The sequence below is a fragment of the Dysgonomonas sp. Marseille-P4677 genome (assembly GCF_016652235.1).
In the GTDB taxonomy this organism is placed as follows: Bacteria; Bacteroidota; Bacteroidia; order Bacteroidales; family Dysgonomonadaceae; genus Dysgonomonas.
The window spans coordinates 1-4,540 of the sequence record NZ_JAEPKU010000205.1; the positions used below are offsets into that span (position 1 = coordinate 1).

Here is a 4,540-nt window from a genome sequence, read left to right on the forward strand (position 1 = left end):
TTTATCTATGAAATCTTTACATATAAGAAATATTCTAGTAATATCTTTATTCTCTATTATTTCAATTTCTTTCTGTTCTTGTGTTGTAGCTAACATTCTTTTAGGCATTAATGAATGTAACTATTCAGATTGCTCTAATCAATGTGTTGAAAATTGTAATTATTGTATTAAACACTGTAATAGTTATAATGTACCTTCAGATTTAGGCGCAAAGGTAGACAAATCGATCAATGAACAAATGGAACGTTATAGATCTGAACAAAAAAGTAAAATAAAATAGGGTAGCTTTCATATAAAAGTAAAGGCGTGTAAAACAGTTTACACGCCTTTATTATACTGAGTAGCTTTATTTATTTCTCTTGCGACTCTATTATTTCAGAATCTTTTAATTTTACAGGAGTTGATTTTTTCCTCAACTTCATATTTAGGAATTCAACCAATAATGAGAATGCTATAGCAAAGTAAATATAACCTTTAGGAATCTCTCCTACAACCGAACCAAATATAGATATCTGAGATAAATGAGCAGCCTCAACTAACAACATAACACCAATAAGAATCAGGAATGAAAGTCCCAGCATTTGTATCGTAGGATGCTCATTAACAAATTTACTTACCGGACCTGAGAATAGAAGCATTATAAGAACCGCAATTACCACAGCTGTTACCATAATTGTCATAGCACCGACGTAACCGAACTCATTGAAACTTACTAATCCTACGGCTGTAAGAACGCTGTCGAACGAAAATACAATATCGAGGGCCACAATCTGTACGATAACGCCAATAAAACCTGTCTTTGATTTACCATGAACCGCATCGCTCTCTCCTTCTAATTTATGATGAATTTCTGTTACGCTCTTATATAATAAAAAGAGTCCTCCTACTCCAATAATAATACTTTGTCCTGATATAGAACCATCGAACCAGGCTGTATCAAAAGAAAAAATAGGCTTGGTAAGCTTCATCAACCAAGAAATACAAAACAACAAAAGAATACGAAAGAGCATAGCCAAAATAAGGCCTACCGTACGGGCTTTAGGCTGTTCTTTTTGCGGTAGTTTGGATGAAATAATAGATAAGAAAACTATATTATCTATACCTAATACTATCTCTAGAAATGCCAAAGTAAGCAAAGCGATCCATGCACTAGGCAAAAGAAAAGTTTCGAGAATTTCCATAAATATTTTTTAAGGGCAAATTTAATAAAGAATTCGACTCATTTTCTGAAAAATTAAATATAATTTCAGATTAATAAATTCTCCTTATCTTTGAGTAAATAAAAACGAAATTCAACATCAATCTATTACGATGAGTAATAAAAAAAAGAGAATAAACGACCCTGTATTTGGATTTATAACTATCCCTAACAACTTCTTGTATAAGCTAATACAACATCCTTTTTTGCAAAGGTTGAATAGAATAAGGCAACTAGGCCTAGCATCGTTTGTGTATCCCGGAGCTCAGCATACGCGCCTCCACCACTCTATAGGAGCAATGTACTTAATGGATGAAGCAATAAACAATCTTCGTTTCAAAGGGCATGAAATAACTCAAGAAGAAGCAAACGGAGCTTTATCTTGTATTCTACTACATGATGTTGGACATGGTCCATTCTCTCATGTATTAGAACATACACTTACAAATGGGATACACCATGAGGAGCTTTCTTTGGCTCTTATGGAGCTACTAAACAAAGAGCTTAATGGTGAATTAGATATCTGTATATCAATATTTAAGAATGAATATCACAAGAAATTTCTACACCAGCTTGTTAGCGGTCAATTAGATGTAGACAGATTGGACTACTTGCGTCGCGACAGTTTCTTCACAGGTGTTACTGAAGGCAATATTGGCTCTGCCAGAATTATAAAAATGCTTGATCTAAGAAATGATCGACTTGTAGTTGAAGCAAAAGGAATCTATTCGATAGAGAATTTTTTAATGTCTCGCAGACTTATGTATTGGCAGGTATATCTGCATAAAACAGCTGTAGCCGCTGAAAAAATGCTAATAAAAACATTAACCCGGGCAAAAGACTTAACTAAGAGAGGAGTCAAACTTTTTGCATCACCTTCACTCTCTTATTTTTTAGAAAATGAAGTAGACCAAGCTCTATTTAAGAATAACACAGATGATGTATTAAGGCACTTTGTTAATTTAGACGATAACGATATCTGGTGTGCACTTAAAGTCTGGGCTGAAAATGAGGATATAGTACTATCTAAACTAAGCTATTCACTCATAAACAGAAATTTGTTTAAAATACAAATAACAAATGAACCTTTGAACCAAAAAGAAATAGAAAAGCATATAAATAAATACAAGGAAGAATTAGGAGTAGACGAAAACGAAGCATCTTTCTTTTATTCATCTGATGTTATTTATACAAATATGTATAATGAGGAAGATGATAGTATTGATATTTTATATAATGACGAAACTATTAAAGATATCTCTGAAGCTTCTGATATGTTGAATATACAACTTCTTTCAAAAAAAGTAGAAAAGCATTACTTTTCTTACCTAAGAATTGATTAATACGATGAGCAGGTCTAAAGTCGAACAATATATAATTGACAATGAACTTCTAACAGGTGCTGAGAAACTTATTGTAGGTGTTAGCGGTGGTGCTGATTCGGTAGCATTACTTGACATTTTACATAGTTTTAAAATTGAATGTGTTGTAGCACACTGTAACTTTCATTTACGAGGCGAAGAATCTAACAGAGATGCCTTCTTCGTGGAAGAATTATGCAAAAAGTACAGTTTAAAATATGAACGAATCGATTTCGATACGGAAACCCATGCTGAAATAAACTCTATTTCCATTGAAATGGCCGCCCGTGAATTACGTTACAACTGGTTTGAAAAGCTCCGAGTTATACATTTGGCAGATAAAATAGCGGTAGCACATCATCGTGACGACTCTGTAGAAACTATATTGCTTAATCTGATTAGAGGTACTGGCATCAGAGGGTTGACCGGAATATCTCCGGAAAATGGATATATAATTCGTCCCTTATTATGTCTGAGCCGTAATGAAATATTAGAATATTTGAAAGAGCGAAAGATTTCGTTTGTTGAGGATAGTACGAACAATGAAGATCTATACACTCGCAACAAGATTAGACTAAATCTTATTCCTCTTATAGAAACAATAAATCCCTCAGCCAAGGAATCTATTATGCGTACTGCTGAGCATTTATCGCAAGTAGAAAGCATTTACAGAATATATATAGATCAAGTAAAACTTAATATTTTCAACGATAATAAGATAGATATTTCACTATTGGTTCAATACATTGAACCTGAAGCCATATTATTTGAATTATTATCTCCTTATGGTTTCAATTCATCAACAACAAACCAAATATTCGAATCTATCATCAGTCAATCAGGGAAAATATTCTATTCCGAAACTCATGAATTATTAAAAGACAGAGGGTATTTAATTCTAAAAAAAAGAGAAGCTCTATCTCTCGAGAGTTTTAATATTCAAGCAGAAGAAAGTTACATATCACAACCCTTACATCTATTGATAAAGAGAATACCAGTAAATGACAGCTTCTCTATTGAAAAGAAGACAAATATAATCTACTTAGATGCTGATAAAATAACATATCCACTTACCTTACGCAAATGGCAACAAGGAGATTGGTTTATCCCTTTTGGAATGAAGGGGAAGAAAAAAATCAGCGACTATTTTACAGACAATAAATTCAACCTTTTTGAGAAAAAAGATACGTGGCTACTCTGTTCCGGAGATAATATTATTTGGATTGTAGGCCATAGAGCTGATGACAGATTTAAAATAACGAATGAGACAACAAACGTTATAGAAATAACGCTTAACGATTGAAGAATAACAGAAATAAAACATAAAGGGCGCCACTATATAAATAATGACGCCCTTGTTATATCTAAGACTTATTATTTTTTAGTAACAACAATCTTCACATCTCCATTATTATTGGCGAAAGCTTTTTCTTCTTCCGGATTAAGAGCAAAGCTGACAAGAGAATATTTCCGAGCATCTTCCGGAATTACTATTTCCGCATCTTTAGTTAGATAAACTTTACCATCAGCTCCTATAAACTGGAATTTACAAGTGTATGTTCCCTTGTGAATAACAATAAAATAAGCATCGATAACAGCTTTTGATTTTATTTTCCCAAAGTAGTCAAGACTCACTCCTGTACATAGGTTCGGTGTATATGAGATTGGATCATAATACTGAGCTGTAGCACCTTTGTCTAAACCTTCCACTGTTTGTACCAATGTGCGACCAAGTACAGAGGCCACTTTTTCAGCATGTTCATCCATTTGCCTATCCAGACTACGACCTACCCCTTCGGCTAGTTTTCCGGCAGCATCTGTTGCTTTTTCTCCTACTCTTGCACCATGTTCATCTACAGCTTCGGAAATACCTTCTACCGCATCAAGTCCTGTTTCTGTTAACTTTTTAGAAGCTTTCTTTACACAACCCGAACAAGAACTGAATAGGGTAATAGCTGCAAAACACACCCCAATAGAATAA

4 protein-coding genes are annotated in these 4,540 nt (G+C 33.7%); 2 read left to right on the forward strand and 2 right to left on the reverse strand.

The window, feature by feature from the left end; genetic code table 11:
- Nucleotides 1–350 precede the first annotated feature (350 nt).
- Nucleotides 351–1,181 (reverse strand): TerC family protein, encoded by an 831-nt coding sequence (locus JGH11_RS19130; RefSeq protein ID WP_201114461.1) that lies wholly within the window; start codon nucleotides 1,179–1,181, stop codon nucleotides 351–353.
- 130 nt (nucleotides 1,182–1,311) lie between these two features.
- Between JGH11_RS19130 and JGH11_RS19135 the strand changes: the two genes are divergently transcribed.
- Nucleotides 1,312–2,541 (forward strand): HD domain-containing protein, encoded by a 1,230-nt coding sequence (locus tag JGH11_RS19135; protein WP_201114463.1) that lies wholly within the window; start codon nucleotides 1,312–1,314, stop codon nucleotides 2,539–2,541.
- Between the two features lie 4 nt (nucleotides 2,542–2,545).
- Nucleotides 2,546–3,862, forward strand: a complete 1,317-nt coding sequence (gene tilS, locus JGH11_RS19140; protein ID WP_370567636.1) for a tRNA lysidine(34) synthetase TilS — start codon at nucleotides 2,546–2,548, stop codon at nucleotides 3,860–3,862.
- Nucleotides 3,863–3,933: 71 nt separating this feature from the next.
- Here the strand turns inward: tilS and JGH11_RS19145 are convergent.
- The coding region (locus JGH11_RS19145) for a hypothetical protein (protein WP_201114469.1) at nucleotides 3,934–4,540 on the reverse strand (607 nt) is incomplete at its 5' end.

Coding starts and splice junctions, on each gene's coding strand:
- JGH11_RS19130 (WP_201114461.1), bottom strand. CDS start 1,181: ATGGAAATTCTCGAAACTTTTCTTTTGCCTAGTGCATGGATCGCTTTG.
- JGH11_RS19135 (WP_201114463.1), top strand. CDS start 1,312: ATGAGTAATAAAAAAAAGAGAATAAACGACCCTGTATTTGGATTTATA.
- tilS (WP_370567636.1), top strand. CDS start 2,546: ATGAGCAGGTCTAAAGTCGAACAATATATAATTGACAATGAACTTCTA.